Source organism: Cytobacillus oceanisediminis 2691 (assembly GCF_007678455.1).
GTDB classification, from domain to species: domain Bacteria; phylum Bacillota; class Bacilli; order Bacillales; family Cytobacillaceae; genus Mesobacillus; species Mesobacillus oceanisediminis_A.
In genome coordinates, this window is record NZ_VEEP01000015.1 from 1 (window position 1) to 17,792 (window position 17,792).

The 17,792-nt window shown below is 44.6% G+C and carries 18 protein-coding genes and 1 pseudogene; 16 read left to right on the plus strand and 3 right to left on the minus strand.

Annotated features, from left to right (window positions below; all coding sequences use genetic code 11):
* Positions 1-96: 96 nt before the first annotated feature.
* Entirely contained in the window at positions 97-297 is a 201-nt protein-coding gene (locus tag FS736_RS22085; protein WP_144481291.1) for a YdiK family protein, read from the minus strand.
* A 3-nt stretch (positions 298-300) separates the two neighbouring features.
* Positions 301-1,032: a CPBP family intramembrane glutamic endopeptidase gene (locus tag FS736_RS22090; protein ID WP_144481292.1), complete on the minus strand. Its 732-nt coding sequence runs from the start codon at positions 1,030-1,032 to the stop codon at positions 301-303.
* A gap of 240 nt (positions 1,033-1,272) precedes the next feature.
* Between FS736_RS22090 and FS736_RS22095 the strand changes: the two genes are divergently transcribed.
* The 4 genes from FS736_RS22095 (at position 1,273) to FS736_RS22110 (ending at position 5,229) form a co-directional block, all read left to right on the plus strand.
* The gene (locus FS736_RS22095) at positions 1,273-1,800 is read left to right on the plus strand and encodes a GNAT family N-acetyltransferase (protein ID WP_144481293.1); all 528 of its coding nucleotides are present in this window, start codon (positions 1,273-1,275) and stop codon (positions 1,798-1,800) included.
* 186 nt (positions 1,801-1,986) lie between these two features.
* Positions 1,987-2,271, plus strand: a complete 285-nt coding sequence (gene groES / locus FS736_RS22100; RefSeq protein WP_041967795.1) for a co-chaperone GroES — start codon at positions 1,987-1,989, stop codon at positions 2,269-2,271.
* A gap of 57 nt (positions 2,272-2,328) precedes the next feature.
* A complete protein-coding gene (groL, locus tag FS736_RS22105) occupies positions 2,329-3,957 on the plus strand; it encodes a chaperonin GroEL (RefSeq protein WP_144481294.1) in 1,629 nt (542 codons plus the stop codon).
* A 246-nt stretch (positions 3,958-4,203) separates the two neighbouring features.
* The gene (locus FS736_RS22110) at positions 4,204-5,229 is read left to right on the plus strand and encodes an NADP-dependent oxidoreductase (protein ID WP_144481295.1); all 1,026 of its coding nucleotides are present in this window, start codon (positions 4,204-4,206) and stop codon (positions 5,227-5,229) included.
* Positions 5,230-5,542: 313 nt separating this feature from the next.
* On the opposite strand, the gene FS736_RS22115 is transcribed toward FS736_RS22110, so the two are convergent.
* Positions 5,543-6,190, minus strand: coding sequence for a hypothetical protein (locus FS736_RS22115; RefSeq protein WP_144481296.1), 648 nt, complete (start codon positions 6,188-6,190; stop codon positions 5,543-5,545).
* A gap of 155 nt (positions 6,191-6,345) precedes the next feature.
* On the opposite strand from FS736_RS22115, the pseudogene FS736_RS22120 reads away from it, so the two are divergent.
* From FS736_RS22120 to FS736_RS22175, 12 genes and pseudogenes are all read left to right on the plus strand, one after another.
* A pseudogene (locus FS736_RS22120) lies at positions 6,346-6,987 on the plus strand (LytTR family DNA-binding domain-containing protein); the annotation flags it as partial.
* Between the two features lie 131 nt (positions 6,988-7,118).
* Entirely contained in the window at positions 7,119-8,639 is a 1,521-nt protein-coding gene (locus FS736_RS22125) for an acetyl-CoA hydrolase/transferase family protein (RefSeq protein ID WP_144481298.1), read from the plus strand.
* Between the two features lie 145 nt (positions 8,640-8,784).
* On the plus strand, positions 8,785-9,153 hold the full coding sequence (locus FS736_RS22130) for a hydrogenase maturation nickel metallochaperone HypA/HybF (RefSeq protein ID WP_144481299.1): 369 nt from the start codon (positions 8,785-8,787) through the stop codon (positions 9,151-9,153).
* A complete protein-coding gene (gene hypB / locus FS736_RS22135; RefSeq protein ID WP_144481323.1) occupies positions 9,143-9,802 on the plus strand; it encodes a hydrogenase nickel incorporation protein HypB in 660 nt (219 codons plus the stop codon). Before FS736_RS22130 ends, hypB begins: the two co-directional genes overlap by 11 nt.
* On the plus strand, positions 9,787-12,123 hold the full coding sequence (gene hypF / locus FS736_RS22140) for a carbamoyltransferase HypF (RefSeq protein ID WP_144481300.1): 2,337 nt from the start codon (positions 9,787-9,789) through the stop codon (positions 12,121-12,123). Before hypB ends, hypF begins: the two co-directional genes overlap by 16 nt.
* A complete protein-coding gene (locus FS736_RS22145) occupies positions 12,086-12,319 on the plus strand; it encodes a HypC/HybG/HupF family hydrogenase formation chaperone (RefSeq protein WP_144481301.1) in 234 nt (77 codons plus the stop codon). The genes hypF and FS736_RS22145 overlap by 38 nt, the downstream gene beginning before the upstream one ends.
* Complete coding sequence (gene hypD, locus FS736_RS22150; RefSeq protein ID WP_144481302.1) at positions 12,294-13,400, plus strand: hydrogenase formation protein HypD; 1,107 nt, start codon at positions 12,294-12,296, stop codon at positions 13,398-13,400. Before FS736_RS22145 ends, hypD begins: the two co-directional genes overlap by 26 nt.
* Before the next feature lie 2 nt (positions 13,401-13,402).
* Positions 13,403-14,407, plus strand: a complete 1,005-nt coding sequence (hypE, locus tag FS736_RS22155) for a hydrogenase expression/formation protein HypE (protein ID WP_144481303.1) — start codon at positions 13,403-13,405, stop codon at positions 14,405-14,407.
* Between the two features lie 56 nt (positions 14,408-14,463).
* Positions 14,464-14,985 (plus strand): cytochrome b5 domain-containing protein, encoded by a 522-nt coding sequence (locus FS736_RS22160; protein ID WP_144481304.1) that lies wholly within the window; start codon positions 14,464-14,466, stop codon positions 14,983-14,985.
* Complete coding sequence (locus FS736_RS22165) at positions 14,982-15,887, plus strand: hydrogenase small subunit (RefSeq protein WP_144481305.1); 906 nt, start codon at positions 14,982-14,984, stop codon at positions 15,885-15,887. The genes FS736_RS22160 and FS736_RS22165 overlap by 4 nt, the downstream gene beginning before the upstream one ends.
* Positions 15,880-17,286 carry a nickel-dependent hydrogenase large subunit gene (locus FS736_RS22170; protein ID WP_144481306.1) on the plus strand — a complete coding sequence of 469 codons (1,407 nt, stop codon included), beginning with the start codon at positions 15,880-15,882 and terminating at the stop codon, positions 17,284-17,286. Before FS736_RS22165 ends, FS736_RS22170 begins: the two co-directional genes overlap by 8 nt.
* Positions 17,286-17,741 carry a hydrogenase maturation protease gene (locus FS736_RS22175; protein WP_144481307.1) on the plus strand — a complete coding sequence of 152 codons (456 nt, stop codon included), beginning with the start codon at positions 17,286-17,288 and terminating at the stop codon, positions 17,739-17,741. The genes FS736_RS22170 and FS736_RS22175 overlap by 1 nt, the downstream gene beginning before the upstream one ends.
* Positions 17,742-17,792: the final 51 nt, after the last annotated feature.

Genomic DNA, 17,792 nt, shown 5'->3' on the forward strand with positions numbered 1-17,792 from the left:
TTCATTTGAAAAAACCGATGAAATCCAAAAAGGGGTTCGGAATGAGTGCATTCCGAACCCCTTTTGTCTACAAACTGGGCTCCTTCGATGAAGGAGCTATTTTTTATCCATTTGTTTCAGTTTGAAATGGAACAGGATCATTCTGATGCCGGAACCGAAATCGAACGTTGCGAGCAGGACGAGCAAATAACTGAAAAATCCCCAGCCTGTATCGTTGACATTTTGGATGGCGAAATAGGTGAATAAGCTGCCTAACAAGATGTAGACAATGCCTGAAAACATAGGCGATTGCTTCATGACTTAAAATCCCCCAATAAAGCTTTGTATTTTCTCTGCTTCTTTTATCATTCTCTCAATGTCTTCCCTGAATACGGATTGAAGCAGTACAACCATTGTATTCATTGTAACATGGGCGATGATCGGCACGATGATCCGCTTTGTTTTTACATAAAGGAAGGCAAACGTAAAGCCCATCGCAGAGTATAGGATCACATGCTCCGGCTCCATATGGGCCAGTGCGAATATGACGGAACTGATCAAGGCTGCTAAGAAAAAGTTCATTTTCCTGTGCAGACTGCCAAAAATAATCTTCCTGAAGACGATTTCCTCCAAAATCGGACCGATGATCGAGCTGACGAGAATCACAACCGGAAACCTTTCAATCAGTTTGATGATTTCCTGAGTATTCTCCGAGCCCATCTCAATTCCAAGCATGCTTTCGATGCTGCCTGCAATCGACTGCGCGAACAAGGCCAGGAATACCCCGGCGAAAGCCCAGGCAGCCGAACTTGCCGGCGAAGATACTTCACGCAAATCAGCATTTATGGTTCTTTCCTTCCTTAAAATCAGCAGGATTATCAGGAGAGTCAGTGAAAAGCTGATCACAAGCCAGTATGGAATCGCAAGGGTTTGCATTTCATCAAGGCTTTTTCCCATCGCAGCACCGATGAAAGCAATGATTGGGACCCCGACCAGGCTTGAAAGCTGCATAACAATATAGGCAATAATCACGTACCAGTATTCTTTTTTCAATCGAAAAAACTCCTTAATAATGCAGAAATGTATGTTCTGAAATTTTACGTAATAATATGCTGGCCTGTAAAATAAAATACGGGGATAGCTTTGCTTATCTATACACTCTCTATATTCTACTAGTAAATGATTTGAAAGTTCAAATTGTAGGGCCAGGATGAAAAAGTTGGTTGTTCGAACTTAGTATTCCCTGACTACCAGATACTTGTTAAGGTGAATTAAAAATGATTGGAGGTCCAAATGGTTTATTTGGAAACATCCCGACTGATTTTGCGCGACTGGTTAAGCGCAGATTTAGAGCACTTTTGCAAAATGAATGCAGACCCGGATGTGATGAATTATTTTCCTCGTGTTTTATCCTCGGCAGAAACTGAGAGATTTTATCAGGCGATTCTTGCCGAGTTCAAAGAATACGGCTTTGGGTTATATGCGGTTGAAGAGAAGAGAACAAAAGAGTTCATTGGATTCATAGGGTTTCACAGGGCAACATTCGAATCAGATTTTACCCCGTGCATCGAAATTGGCTGGAGGCTGAAGAAAAATGCCTGGGGCCAAGGTTATGCAACAGAAGGTGCCAGGGCCTGTTTGGAATATGGATTCAAGAACCTGGGCTTTAGCGAGGTCGTCAGTTTTACAGCAGAAATCAATAAACCCTCTGTCAATGTCATGAAAAAAATCGGCATGAAACCTGTTAAAACATTTCTTCACCCAAGAGTGGATCAGGATAGTCCGCTGAAGAAGCACGTCCTCTACCAAACCAGGAAATGACGCGGTCAGCAGAGATTTCACCAGCATTCGACACCATCAGGACCCTCGTAAATTTTCATGAAAAATTTTAGCTTCACGCTTGCAAAAAAAATAGAGATTCATTATTATATAAATTGTGTTAGCACTCTATTGAGGCGAGTGCTAATAAAAAAATAATCTACATATAATTTGAGGAGGTTGTTTCACTTGATCAAGCCACTAGGAGATCGCATTATTATCGAGCTTGTTGAGTCTGAAGAAAAAACTGCAAGCGGTATCGTTTTACCCGACACAGCGAAAGAAAAACCTCAAGAAGGTAAAGTCGTAGCTGTTGGAACTGGCCGTGTACTTGAAAACGGTGAGCGCGTTGCTCTTGAAGTTGAAGTCGGAAACCGCATTATCTTCTCAAAATACGCAGGCACAGAAGTGAAGTACCAGGGGACTGAGTACCTGATCCTACGTGAAAACGACATTCTTGCTGTAGTTGAATAATCACTGCGATTATAGACAAAACGCTATAAATTAAAATTCTGAGGAGGTTTTTCTACAATGGCAAAAGAAATTAAGTTCAGTGAAGAAGCACGCCGCGCGATGCTTCGCGGAGTAGATTCTCTTGCAAATGCAGTAAAAGTAACTCTTGGACCAAAAGGACGCAACGTGGTTCTTGAGAAGAAATTCGGTTCACCTCTTATCACAAACGATGGTGTAACAATCGCAAAAGAAATCGAACTTGAAGATGCATTCGAAAACATGGGTGCTAAGCTTGTTGCTGAAGTAGCAAGCAAGACAAATGACGTTGCTGGTGACGGTACGACTACTGCAACAGTTCTTGCTCAAGCGATGATCCGTGAAGGTCTTAAGAACGTAACTGCCGGCGCTAACCCAATGGGCATCCGCAAAGGTATGGAAAAGGCTGTTATTACAGCTGTTGAAGAGCTTAAGGCTATCTCTAAGCCAATCGAAGGCAAAGCTTCTATCGCACAAGTTGCGGCAATCTCTTCTGCTGACGAAGAAGTTGGCCAATTGATCGCTGAAGCAATGGAGCGCGTTGGCAACGACGGCGTTATCACAATCGAAGAATCAAAAGGCTTCACTACAGAATTGGATGTTGTTGAAGGTATGCAGTTTGACCGCGGATATGCATCTCCTTACATGGTAACTGATTCTGACAAGATGGAAGCAGTTCTTGAAAATCCATATATCCTGATCACTGACAAGAAAATCGGCAGCATCCAGGAAATCCTTCCTGTCCTTGAGCAGGTTGTACAGCAAGGCAAGCCATTATTGCTTGTTGCTGAAGATGTTGAAGGTGAAGCACTTGCTACATTGGTAGTCAACAAGCTTCGCGGAACATTCAACGCAGTTGCTGTTAAGGCTCCTGGCTTCGGTGACCGCCGTAAGGCTATGCTTGAAGACATCGCTGCATTGACTGGCGGTGAAGTAATCACTGAAGAGCTTGGACGCGACCTTAAGTCTGCTACAATCACATCTCTTGGACGCGCTTCTAAAGTTGTGGTTACAAAAGAAAACACAACAATCGTTGAAGGTGCTGGAGACAGCGCTCAAATCGAAAGCCGCGTAAACCAGATCCGTGTTCAAATGGAAGAAACAACTTCTGAATTTGACCGTGAAAAGCTGCAAGAGCGCCTAGCTAAGCTAGCTGGCGGTGTTGCAGTCATCAAGGTTGGTGCTGCTACTGAAACTGAATTGAAAGAACGCAAGCTTCGCATTGAAGATGCTCTTAACTCAACTCGCGCTGCAGTTGAAGAAGGTATCGTATCAGGCGGTGGCGTAGCGCTTCTGAACGTATACAACAAAGTTGCTGGAATCCAGGCTGAAGGCGACGAAGCTACTGGCGTAAACATCGTCCTTCGCGCTATGGAAGAACCAGTTCGCCAAATCGCTCACAACGCTGGCCTTGAAGGCTCAGTCATCGTTGAGCGCCTGAAGCGCGAAGAAGTCGGCACAGGCTTCAACGCAGCAACTGGCGAGTGGGTAAACATGATCGAAGCTGGTATCGTTGACCCAACTAAGGTTACACGTTCTGCACTTCAAAACGCTGCATCAGTATCTGCAATGTTCCTGACTACTGAAGCAGTAGTTGCTGACATCCCAGAACCAGCTGGTGCTGGAATGCCTGACATGAGCGGCATGGGCGGCATGGGCGGCATGATGTAATCTGCCCTCGAACCCCTATATATGGGCTTTGAAGTGGTTTGATAACAAAATGCTGACATCTTATAAGAGGCTTCTCATTAGTTCAATGAACTATTGAGAAGCCTCTTTTTTCTTGTTGAAATTGAATTATTTGAAAAAGAATATGGATTCCTCCACAATAAAAAAAGAACATAATGATACTATCTCGACGGAAAAGACTAATTGTCTAATTAAGCAAGATCCATCAAAAACGAAAGGAGCTTTGCTATGAAGGAAAAAAACCGGCAAATTGTATTAGCTAACAGACCTAAAGGCATGCCCGATGAGGAGACTTTTCATTTTATAGAACAGGACACGAAAGAGCTTGAGGAAGGGGAAGTTTTACTTCGTACGCTTTATGTGTCTGTTGATCCATATATGAGAGGAAGAATGCAAGATGCAGAATCGTATATTGAACCTTTTCAGCTTGGCAAAGTGATTACAGGCGGTTCAATCGGAGAAGTGATAGAATCCAAGTCTGAAAACTTTCAACAGGGTGATATCGCTATTGGGATGTTTGGCTGGCAAACGCATTATGTTGCAAAAGAGAAGGAAATCAGAAAAATCGACCCGTCGTTAGCACCGATTACGACGCATTTAGGGATATTAGGGATGACGGGGCTAACCGCTTATTTTGGATTATTGGATATTGGGAAGCCCAAAGATGGAGAAACGGTCGTTGTCTCTGGAGCAGCAGGAGCAGTCGGCTCTGTTGTAGGGCAAATTGCCAAAATAAAAGGCGCCAGAGTAGTTGGAATCGCGGGGTCGGAGGACAAGATTTCATTCTTGAGGGATCAACTGCAATTTGATGAAGCGGTTAATTATAAAACAGCTGCGGATTTGAAGGAAGCAATCGGCCAGGCATGTCCCGATGGAGTTGATGTTTATTTTGATAATGTTGGCGGAGAGGTATCGGATGCAGTTCTGACGAAACTGAACCGATATGCACGCATACCTGTTTGCGGAGCGATTTCTTCTTATAACCTGGCAAGTGTGGATTTAGGGCCTCGTGTGCAAACCACGCTTATTAAGAAAAGCGCGCTCATGCAAGGTTTTACAGTAGGTAATTTTTCAAATAGGTTCCAGGAGGGTGCAACGCAGCTTGGGAAATGGCTGCAGGAAGGCAAGCTCAAATATCAAGAAACGATTCATGAAGGGTTTGAAAATATTCCGAATGCATTCCTTGATCTCTTTAAAGGTAATAATACCGGAAAGCTGCTTGTAAAAGTGGCTGACCGTCAACATGAAAAATAACGCATCAGACATGATTTTTTCATTATTGTTCGTTAGACAATAAGTTATCAATACGCAGACACTTGTTCAGTTCACAACAATAAAAAATCGATTTAAAATAAACCTGTTATAAGGCCATCCTTAGTTCATTAAACTGATGGGTGGCCTTTTTTCCATGTAAGCAATCATATAACATTTTCATTTTAAGCCTTTCATCTATCAGAATATCGTACGTTTTGAACCTGTTTAGTTTTATGTGTAAGAGCTTGTACTCTTATATAACAAATTAAAATTCATAATAAGATGCATCCATTTTCATATCACGATTTAAATTCTATGTGGAGGAAATAGCGGGAAGTTGGAAGGCACCTGCAAAGATTATGCTTCTGCATATAATTTGAAGTCCGCAAACTGCACCTGGCCGATTATTATTAAACACACCATATGCTGCAACTGAAATCGTGTCACAGTTCAAATCAGGGAGAGTGGTTGGTGGAGTTGCCGAACAACCAATAACATGGTCTACACATACTTTACCTGAACAACTTATACGTCCAAGTCCGGAATTATCTAAGGCTGGCTGACAAGCAGGGTCATTTCCTGTTGTTTCTAATCCTCCGCAATCACCTATTACTGATACGCTTCCAATGAACGGGATGCATCCTGTAACCCTTACTTGATATAATGGTACTGTTACAGGACCACAGTCAGTATCAACAGTCTTGTCGCATTCCTCTATATAGGTTCTTAATTGATTCGTATTATAAATTAACCTTATATCGTCAACCACGCCCATAAACCCTTCAGGAATTTCTGCCTCACAGCAAAAACTGACGTTTCGATTAACTGGTCCACACTGAGGGTCACCAGATTGATCAGGAGTAACTGGATTAAAATCCAAACTCTCAGCAGCATCCTGTTTAGGCAGTGGTGAGAGCTGGTTTTTAACCTCACCCTTCTCGTTAATAAATTCTTTTGGCATTTTATTAACACCCCTTATGTTTATTCTTTAATATGGATATGCATATAACACCTTACTTGAGTGGACGAATGTAGTAGTTAGCAAAGGTATTTCCTTAAAAGCACAGCTTAAGAATTTTCATAATAGTAGTATAATAATATCGAGGTGATAAAAGCATGAAGGATATAACCTTAAGCTCATTGCTGGATGTCATCGGGGAGTTATTTTCTGATGAAATCTCGATTGCGGTTTCGAATACGAATGAATATATTTATTATCGTCCCAGCAAGAGGGTGGATTTGAAGATTGCTGCTGGCGATCCTGTGAAGGAAGGGACGATTGCCTATAAGGCGCTGAAGTCGAAGCAGAAGGTTTCTGAGTTTATTAACCGGGATGTTTTTGGCATTCCTTATCATGGCATGGCGGTTCCGTTTTTACATAATGGCGAGCTTGAGGGCTGTGTGACGGCGATTTATCCGGCGCTGACCGATGGGAAGTCAGTTGTCACCCTGAAAACCCAGGATGGCTGGATCCCGGTTCCTTTTTCGAAAGTGATCTATATTGAGGCAAAAGATAAGAAGACCCATGTCTATACTGATGAAATATCGGGAACACATAAATACTCCCTGCAGGAGTTTGAATATTTGCTTCCGAAGGATTCCTTTATCCGATGCCATCGCTCATTCATTGTGAATGTGAACCATATCAAGACGATTTATCCCGATACGCATTCCACTTTTCTGTTGTCGATGGATAATGGTGAGCATGTGCCAGTCAGCCAATCCTATTCCAGTTATTTTAGAAAACTGCTGGGATTCGGAGTTTTTCTGCTTAGGTACCTAAATTTGCTGTTTTGTCGGAATCTTTTGTCTAGTGCTCTGAAAACCATTTCTTGATAGTGCTAATGGGTAAAATGGTTATAACTATTCATTAAGCGAGGGATCGAGATATGAAACAGCAATTAGACCGAATTAGAGATCAGCGTCTGAAGGACAAAGTTGTGACTCCTGAACAGGCAGCTTCCTTCATTGAAAATGGAATGACTTTAGGCTTAAGTGGATTCACGCGTGCGGGTGATGTGAAAGCGGTACCATTTGCCCTGGTTAATAGGGTGAATGAAGATGAAAATTTTAAGGTTAATGTATATACCGGAGCTTCACTGGGCTCAGATGTAGATAAGCTGTTCGCTGAGGCAGGCATCCTCGGCAAAAGATTGCCATTCCAGGCAGATCCGACAATGCGCCGCGGCATCAATCAGGGAGACTTTCTATTTGTGGATCAGCATTTATCGCATACAGCCGAGCTGATTCGAGCGGATGTCATGGAAGTAGACGTCGCAATTTTGGAAGCGGTTGCAATCAGTGAAGACGGCATGGTCATTCCGACGACTTCAATAGGGAATTCCATGGCATTCGCCCAGAATGCGAAGTCGATTATCATTGAGATCAATACGGCCCAGACAACAGAACTCGAGGGACTGCACGATTTATACGAACCAGGAAAACAGGGGGAAAGGCAGCCAATCCCGCTTACTAAACCAGACGATCGGATTGGAACCATCGGGATCCCGGTCGATGTAGACAAGATTAAAGGGATTGTGTTCACGAATCAGCTGGACTCACCTTCAACGATTGTTCCTCCGGATGAAGAAACGGTCGTGATGGCGCAGCATTTAATCGAATTTCTTCGAAAAGAAGTTCAGAGCGGCCGGCTTACGGAAAACCTGGCCCCATTACAATCAGGGATTGGTTCTGTTGCCAATGCTGTTCTGCATGGAATGCTGGATTCAGAGTTTGAGAACTTGGAGGTCTATTCAGAGGTGCTTCAGGATGCGGTGTTTGACCTGATCGATGCGGGGAAGGTCAAATTTGCTTCCTGCTGTTCAATCACGCTTTCCGAGGGAAAAATGCAGCAGGTGTTCTCGAATTTTGAAAAATATCGCGAGAAGTTAATGATGCGCCCTCAGGAGATTTCCAACCACCCTGAAATCATCCGCCGTCTCGGGTTGATTTCCATCAATACAGCTTTGGAATTGGACATCTACGGAAATGTGAATTCGACTCATGTCCTCGGCACGAAAATGATGAATGGAATCGGCGGTTCCGGCGATTTTGCCAGAAACGCGCGCCTGGCCATCTTTGTCACTAAATCGATTGCCAAAGGAGGAAATATCTCAAGCATCGTGCCTTTCGTCTCACATGTGGACCATACAGAGCATGATGTCGACGTGATTGTCACCGAACAAGGATATGCAGACTTGAGAGGCCTCGCACCAAGGGAAAGAGTACAACTGATTATTGAAAACTGTGCGCACCCAATGTACCGCGAGCAGCTGCGCGCCTATTATCAGGAAGCACTGCAAAGAGGCGGGCAAACACCGCATGTTTTGGAAAAAGCTCTATCATGGCATACCAATTTTGCCAGCAAGGGTACCATGCTTGAAGAATCGGCGGAAACGGTCCAGGTTTAATAAGAGCGGCCTATGCTTATACGATGTCAACTCCCCAGCCATTGAGGCTGGGGAGTTTTTGATGTTCCAGAAACCAAGGGCTCACAGGTCTTTTCCAAAAAGACAGGCATAAAATAAGATGAGGGATATCTTGGGTGGTGCTAGGATGCATGAAATGTCACTTATGTCAGAAATCATTGAAATCGTTTCAGAGGACGCTGCTGCAAGAGGTTTTAAAAAGCTGGATCAGATTGATGTCATCGTGGGGGATTTATCCAATGTCCTGCCCGATGCCCTTGAGCTGGCGTTTCTCTTTTTTCAGAGACAGGAAGGCAGTTTGATTGACGAAGATAGCAGGCTGCATATTATTCGGGAAGAAGCAAAAGCCTGGTGCCCGGAATGCCGGTGTAATTTTCAGCCTGATTACAGGATTGCGCTTTGTCCGGAGTGTGGCATTCCCGGCAGCCTGCTGGTGAGCGGTGAAACGTTCAGGGTTGAATCTTATGAAGGAAGGGATGAAGGCGATGAAAATTGAGCTTGGCGCAGATGTGTTAAAGGATAACAATCTAGCTGCCGTTTATAATAGAAAACTATTTAAAGATCACAAAACACTTGTCATCAATCTCATGAGTTCACCTGGTGCCGGTAAAACGACCCTGCTGGAAGAAACAATCAAGTCATTGCGCCACGATTTTACTGTGGCCGTAATTGAAGGAGATCTGGCCACGGACCGTGATGCGGAGCGCTTGCGGTCTTTAGGGGTAAAAACAATTCAGATTAACACAGTGGGAGGCTGCCATCTTGATGCGAGGATGATTGCCAAAACACTTCCAGAATTTGACCTGGAAGACATTGATATTCTCTTCATCGAAAATATAGGGAACCTGGTTTGTCCTTCAGGCTATGATTTAGGACAAGATTATAAAGTCGTCGTATTAAGCGTACCGGAAGGCAATGATAAAATCCCGAAGTATCCTGTGATGTTCAGGCGTACGGATCTGACGATTATCAATAAGGTCGATCTCCTTCCATATGTCTCATTCAGTGTTGAGGAAGCTGAAAGAGACTTAGAGACTATTAATCCTGCGGCAGAGCTGATGGTTTTGTCCGCGAAGACTGGTGAAGGTCTTGAAGGCTGGGTCAACTGGATCAAGGAAGCGTACAGGCAATGTACGGAGCAGTGAGCATCAGGGTGACGGGAAGGGTGCAGGGAGTTGGGTTTCGGCCATTCGTTTATTCCCTTGCGAAAAAATTTCAATTGACGGGAACCGTCCAGAATAATCTTGACCATGTCATGTTGATTCTGGAAGGAAACGAAGATGAGCTAGAAAAAGCCGTAGCAGAACTAAAAAATTCACCGCCACCTCTGGCAAAGATCGATAGAATTACCGCAACTCCAATTCCCCCTGTCTATTTTCAAGAATTTACGATCATCCCAAGCAAAAAAATAGATTCCTGTTCCTTACCATGGATTTCTGCGGATGCGGCGATTTGTGAGGATTGCCTGCGAGAAATGAAAGATCCATCCAATCGGCGATATCAATACCCATTCATCAACTGCACACAATGCGGCCCGCGCTACACAATCATCCAGGCCCTGCCTTATGATCGGCCATATACAACGATGAGTGAATTTACAATGTGTGAACAGTGCCATGAAGAATATGAAAACCCGTTGAACCGTCGGCATCATGCCCAGCCGATATGCTGTTCTGCATGTGGCCCAAGCATTGCTTTATTTTATCAAAAAGGGAAGTTGGCGGCACAGGATGAGAAGGCGCTTCTTGAGACAGGTGCACTATTAAGGAGGGGCCATATTGTCGGGATAAAAGGCATCGGCGGTTTTCATCTCGCATGTGATGCTTTTCAGGAGAGGGCAATCTTGGAAGTGAGAAAAAGAAAGAATCGTCCCTACCGTCCACTGGCCATTATGGCAAGGAATCTGGATGTAGTAAAAAAGCATTGTTATTTATCAAAAGAAGAAGAGGCAATGCTCACCAGTACAGTCATGCCTATCGTGGTGTTGCGGAAAAGAAAGGAAAGCACCCTTCCGGAAGTGCTGTCACCAGGATTGTCCACGATTGGAATCATGCTGCCGTATACTCCCTTGCATCACAGGATATTTGAAACAAGCGGACTCGAAAGTATGGTCATGACCAGTGCCAACCCTTCAGGACTGCCGATTCCTTACAGAGAAGAAACTATCGACGGCTATTTATATGATTTTCTATTAACCCACAACCGGGACATTCACCTTCCGATTGATGATTCTGTCGTACAGTTTGACGGTGAGCATATGCTCTTTCACAGGAGGGCACGAGGATTTGTGCCGGACCCTTTTCACACTCAATCAGAAGTTGATGGAATTCTTGCTTTTGGCGGAAATCAAAAAAATACCTTTGCGCTTGGGAAGGAAAAGGACATCGTGGTCAGTTCCTATATTGGCGATTTGGACAACGAAGAAATGATTCGTTTTTTTAAGGACCAGATCTATCACTATCAAAAATGGCTGGATGTTGAAGTGAAGCATATAGCAATTGATCAGCATCCACTGTACGCATCAACGGAACTGGCAAAAGAATATGATTGCAACATCATACCCATTCAGCATCACCATGCCCATCATGTTTCCTGTATGGAGGATAACGGCATCGAGGAACCTTGTTTCGGGATCATCCTTGATGGAACCGGCTATGGCGATGACGGGAATATCTGGGGATTTGAGTTTCTCTACGGCGATGCCGATTCCTTTGAACGTCTTGGCCATCTGGAATATACCCCGCTTCCAGGCGGGGAGAAAGCCGTGAAAGAAACATGGAGAAATGCAGTCGGAATGCTCTATCAATACTGGCAAGAAGACGGAATAGAGATAGCAATGAAGCTATTCCCTGACAAAGCCAATGAAATCAACATTCTAAAAAAGATGATCTTGAATCAAATTCACACCCCGATGGCAGGTACTTGCGGAAGAATATTTGATGCAGTCAGTGCGATTCTGGGAACTTGTTTAACTTCCTCATATGAAGGGGAAGCGGCAATCAGATTATCAGATTACATGATGAAAGAGATGGACCATCCAGCTGACACTTATCCATTCCATCTAAAAACAAACCAGGCAAATCAACTTCAACTAGACCTTTCCCCAATGCTCTCTCAAATCATCCAGGATCAATCCAACAGCGTCAGTACGGCCAAAATCATTCACACTTTTCATTCAACTATTGTTTCCTGCTGTGTGGAGATGATTGAAAGATTAGCAGAAAGAAACCCGCACCTGAACAGGACGGTCATGTTGTCAGGGGGCTCATTCCAGAATTTATTTTTAACGAAAGAAATCAAAGCAAGGCTCGTGGAAAAAGGGTTTGCCGTTAAGACGCATAAAAACGTTCCCTGTCATGATGGCGGCTTATCATTAGGGCAAATCATCATAGCTTCTCATGCTATTAAAAGTAAGGTGGTGGATCACTGTGTGCCTGGGAGTACCCGCAAAGGTGATGGAGATTGAGGAGCAGAAAGCTCTGGTGGATGTGATGGGGTCAAGGATGCATGTCGGGATCCTGTTTGTCCCAGAAGTGAAAAAAGGCGACTATGTATTGCTTCATGCCGGACAGGCGATGACCGTAGTAGACGAGACCTTTGCACGCGAAAGCATCGAGGAATGGAGGAATATTATAAATGGAAAGTTTGGAGACGCTCTCTGATCCGGCCCTGGCCCGTCAGTCACTGGAGGCCGTGATTGAACTGGCTGGAGAGTTTAAAAAGAAATTTGGAAGAGTGCCAGTATTGATGGAAGTATGCGGCTCACATACAATGGCTTTTGCCAAATCGGGGTTAAAAACCAGGTTGAAGGATCATGTCAGGCTGATTGCCGGTCCCGGATGTCCGGTGTGTGTGACAGACCAGAAATCAATTGATGCAATGATTCAATTGGCTGAAGGTTCCAACAGGATCCTGTGTACGTTTGGCGATATGATGCGCGTGCCTGGTTCCCGGGTGAGCCTGATGAAGTCAAAAACGGACGGCAAGGATATCCGGGTGATCTATTCACCATTGGACAGTGTGAAGATCGCCGAGGAAAATCCCAATAAGGAAGTCATTCTCCTCGGGATTGGCTTTGAGACTACGATCCCTATTTTGACTCTTGCCATTTGCGAAGCAGAAAGAAAAGAGTTGAAGAATTATAGTGTATGGATGACAACGAAATTGGTGGAACCAGTTATGAGAGCTCTTCTGGATTCAGGAGAGGTCAAGCTGGATGGCTTTATTTTACCAGGACATGTTTCAGTCGTCTTAGGAAAAAAGAGCTTTGATTTTTTAGTGGAGGATTACCAGGTCTCTGGCGTAATAACCGGATTCGAACCCGTGCAGCTTTTAAGCGGCATCTATAAATTGCTGGAGCTCCTTCTCGAGAATAAGCAGGATGTATTAAATGACTATCCTTCTGTTGTAAAAGATGAGGGCAATCTTCACGCACAAAAATTGCTTAAGCAATATCTGCAGCTCCATGATGAAGATTGGCGTGGAATGGGCACGATTCCAGAAAGCGGTCTTGTCCTTAAGAACGAGTACGCACAATTTGATGCAAAAAAGCGGTATGAAGTATCTGTAGGAGAGCCGAGGAAAACAAAATGCCGCTGCGGTGAAATCATCAGGGGATTAATCAATCCCGAAAGCTGTGTTTTGTTTAATAAAGGGTGTACACCAGCGCATCCGATTGGGCCTTGTATGGTTTCAACGGAAGGCACTTGTGCGGCACATTATCAATATATGAGAGGGGAATAGGCTTGGTCCAGAAAATTGGTTTAGCGCATGGGGAGGGCGGTGAACTTACCCACCTGCTGATTCAGGATGTGTTTGTTAAGTCATTTGGCCATGGAGTCCTGACGAAACTGGATTCCGCTATTCTGCCTGGGATGATCAATAATATGGCTGTGACGACCGATAGCTTTGTCGTGAATCCGATCTTTTTCCCTGGAGGCAATATTGGAAAGCTGGCGATAACAGGGACCGTAAATGATTTAGCTGTTTGCGGAGCAATCCCGCGGTTTATTACTGCAGGCTTCATTCTTGAAGAAGGGTTTCCGGTAAAGGACCTGAAGAAGATTGTCCAGAGTATGGCAGAAGAAGCGGAACGGGCGGGTGTCCATATTATTGCCGGTGATACAAAGGTTGTCGAAAAGGGAAGTGCGGATGGTCTTTTCATCAATACAACCGGCATTGGGGAACTGCAGGAGATGCACCGTCCAAATCCGGAAGAAATGAAAAAAGGGGACGCGGTAATCGTAAGCGGTACAATAGGGGATCATGGCGTCTCAATTCTTGCCGCCCGAAATGAACTGGGACTGATGACAGATGTCACGAGTGATTGTTCATCATTGAATCATCTTATTCAAAAACTCATAGATGAAATACGAGGGGTTCGAATCATGCGGGATCCCACAAGGGGCGGACTGGCCACTACCCTTGTCGAGATATGTGAAGACTTTCAGGTGACGATCGAGCTTGAAGAAGGCTCGATTCCAATACGGAAGGATGTCCAGGGAGCATGTGATATTTTAGGATTCGATCCACTTTATTTAGCCAATGAGGGGAAAATTGTGCTGATTGTAGAATCGAGTTTGGCAGAGAATGCGATGGAAATAATGAAACAAAACGAATTCGGCAGGGATGCTGAAGTGATTGGCCAGGTATCATCGCTGGAGTCCGGTAAACTGTTGTTGAGGACTCCTTTTGGTACAACACGCAGGCTGCAGCGTCTCTCTGGCATGCTCCTGCCAAGAATATGTTAATTATTCCTGGGCTACCGCATAGGATAGGAGGAAAGCTGCCTTAAGGAGAGGAAGTTATGAACAACATCCAGTTAATCAGATTACAGCTGAATCACCTTATCACCCAGGCACGGCAAGACTTGTATTCACTTTCGAGAACGAGTGATTACTATAAAAACCAGCAAATTCTGCAGCGCATATGGGACTCGCTGTCTTCTATTCATTTTTTAAGTGAACTCCTTGCTAATCAGGCAAGTAAAAACTCTGGGCCAATACAGAATTCGATTCCGCAGCCTGCTACTACAAACCAGCCGCAAATACCGCCCATCACTCCCCTGCCAAATCCAAATAACACAACAAACAATCAACGATCTTTTACGATACAAGAGTTAGCAGCATTCGATGGCAAAAACGGAATGCCTGCTTATGTTGCAGTGAATGGCATCGTCTATGATGTGACGAACAATCGTGCCTGGGCGGCAGCGACCCATTTCGGTCTGGTTTCGGGAAGGGAATATTCCCGGGAATTTGCCTCCTGTCATGCCGGACAGCAATCCATCCTTGCGATGCTGCCAGTGGTGGGGAGGTTAATGCAATGAGCCAGTTTATTTTACCGCCAGAACCGTTAACGAATGAGGCGATTGCTGAGAGACTTACAAATACAGCTATCAAACAACTTGATCGGGGTTTGATCAAGAAAAGAAACTTAGTATACCTGGAATTGAACGGATGCTCAGGGAATATTATTTCGTTATTGAATGGGCAAAATCCTGATTTCGAATATGCGTTAAATTCAATGGTCGATTTGCGGTACAGCAACAGCCTTATGGCAGCTGAAGGAGAACAGGCAATAGCAAAACTGATGGAGGTAATGAATGATGATTTCATATTGGCTGTTGAGGGAGCAGTCGCTCTAAAAAATAACGGTCTTTACAATATTATCGGCAGCTGGCAAGGAAAGCCGCTTACGGGTCTTGAGGCTGCCCGGATGCTTGGAGACAAAGCGGAGAGCATCCTCGCTGTTGGTGCATGCGCGACACATGGCGGTGTTTCTGCTGCCAGGCCGAATCCATCTGAGTCAGTGGGCCTGCAAACTGTTCTTCCAGAAAAGAAGATGATTAAACTGCCAGGGTGCCCTGTCCATCCAGACTGGTTTTTGGGAACACTTGCCCATATGCTCCTTTATGGAGAACCAGAAACGGATAATCTTGGCCGCCCGCTGATGTTTTACAGCACCCTCATCCATGATCGCTGCCCGAGGAGGCCGTTTTTTGACAGGGGGATATTTGCAGAGAAATTGGGAGATAAAACATGTCTTTTCAAGCTTGGATGCCGCGGGCCGGTGACAAGGATTGATTGCCCGACCAGGCAATGGAACGGACATGTGAACTGGCCGATAGGGGACGATACCCCATGCATCGGCTGTGCGCAATTTGGTTTTCCAGATGCGATGGCCCCGTTTATCAGCTATGACACGACAAGGGTGGTGAAGGATGAGTAAGCGAATTGTCATTAACCCACTAACACGGATCAGCGGCTTTATGGAAATTGATGTAACGGTAGAAAACAATCAGGTGGTCGAGGCAAAAACAAAAGGCAATTTATTCAGAGGGTTTGAGCAAATGCTGATCGGGAGAAGTCCATTTGATTCCGTTTATTTTACCCAGCGGATCTGCGGGATTTGCTCGGCTGCACATTCGATGGCTTCTTCTTTGGCGTTGGAGGATGCCCTGAAGATTGAGCCGATGGAACAGGGGAAGTACTTAAGGGATATTATTCATTGCTGTGAATTTCTGCAAAATCATATACGGCACTTTTATCAATATACAGTACCCGATTTTGTGAAAATAGAACAAAATTTGCTGTTCCAGGCCGATCATGATGACTTCCGGCTGCCAACTGAAATCAATGACCGGATATCCAAGCATTACTTTGAGTCTCTCACAATCAGCAGGCTTGGCCACCAGATGCTCGCAGTCCTCGGAGGAAAAGCCCCACATAACCATGGGGTTTTCATTGGCGGGATCACAACCCAGGCAACCGCAGAAAAGGTGGTTCACCTGGATTCGATTTTACAGAAGATATCTGCGTTCATTGATGAAAAAATGATTCCGGATGTATATGATATCGCCCGATATTATCAAGAATACTACCAGTTGGGCAGCGGATACGGGAATTTGCTGTCATATGGCTCTTTTAATAGCTATAAAGAGCTCGGGACTTTATATGTTGATCCACTTGTATTGACTGGGGAAGGTATGCAGGCTTTTGACGAAAGTAAGATCCTGGAGAAAATTGATTACTCTTACTTTACATCAACAGAACAAACGTATTCACCTGGTGAAGTCGTCCCGGAACCTGATATGGATAAGAAGAATGCGTATTCCTGGGTAAAAGCGCCAAGATATAACGGGCTTCCATTTGAGGTGGGGCCGCTGGCAAGACTGATACTAAGCGGGAATTATGATAATGACATCTCCGCTATGGACCGGACCATTGCCAGGGCGCTTGAAACGAAAAAAATCGCTGAGATCATGAAGTTATTGCTCCAGCAGATCATCCCGGGAGTGGATGTGCAGAAAAAATATGAACTTCCAGAATCAGCTTCTGGAAGGGGATTGGTCGATACAACAAGAGGAGCCCTGGGACACTGGCTTAAGATAAAAGATAAGAAGATCTCATTCTATCAAATCATCACTCCTTCAACATGGGATTTTTCAACAAGGGATGATAATGGCTACAGAGGGACCGCTGAACAAGCGCTGATCGGGACACCCATCCAGAATCCGGATAAGCCTGCCGAAATCGGAAGAATCCTGCGTTCTTTCGATCCATGCATGTCCTGTGCGACTCATGTATACACTCCGGGAAAACAAGTGAAAACAATAAAGGTGTTCTAATGGAGAAGGTCATCGTTTTAGGCATTGGGAATATGCTGATGATGGATGATGGGATCGGTATTTACTTGGTAGAGGAGCTATCCAGGACGAATTGTGACCCGGATGTTTTGTTTTTGATTGGTGAATCGGATATTGATTATTGCCTGGAGCAAATAATGGGCGCTCCAATAGTGATTATTATTGATGCTGCCGTTTCAGGGAAGACACCAGGCAGTCTTACGGTTTATGAGCTTGCTGATTTGCATGAACACTGCGAGTTGGCTTTTTCCCCGCATGATTTCCACCTGTTTAATCTATTATATGGGCAAAAAGAATCCATCAGGGGATACCTCTTGGGCGTGGAGCCTGATGAAATCAGGTTTCATATCGGATTAAGCAAAACCTTACAAGATCAATGGGAAAGAATATTGGAGGATGTAACACAAACTATAGACGAATTGATAGGAAAGAATTGAGTGTATCAGGGTGTGACCAGTTGTATATCGCTTAAAAGCCCGGCTTCAACT